Source organism: Bacillus sp. SIMBA_005 (assembly GCF_046535585.1).
Lineage (GTDB): Bacteria > Bacillota > Bacilli > Bacillales > Bacillaceae > Bacillus > Bacillus pumilus.
In genome coordinates, this window is sequence record NZ_JAWRWI010000835.1 from 1 (window position 1) to 251 (window position 251).

Below are 251 nucleotides of genomic sequence, written 5' to 3' on the forward strand. Positions count from 1 at the left end.
CTTGCGGCAAATCGAAGTACGCCGCTTCTACCGTCGCTTCCGTCGGACCGTAGGAATTTGTCAATTCCGTTCCCGGCAGAAGGTCATAAAAACGGGAAACCAAGTGCGGGCCCAATTGTTCGCCCCCGGCAAAAACCCTTTTTAAGCAGGTCTTTTTGATCGGCTGTTTTCTGGAATTTATATATTCCAAGAAAGCATGAAGCATGGATGGCACAAAATGAGCTGCCGTGATGCGGTTTTTCTCCAATGCG

General features: G+C 49.0%; 1 protein-coding gene. It reads right to left on the reverse strand.

Features of this window, described 5'->3' with window-relative positions; all coding sequences use genetic code 11:
• Positions 1-251 (reverse strand): AMP-binding protein (locus SB660_RS22415; protein WP_410584677.1); only part of this gene is annotated, 251 nt, incomplete at both ends.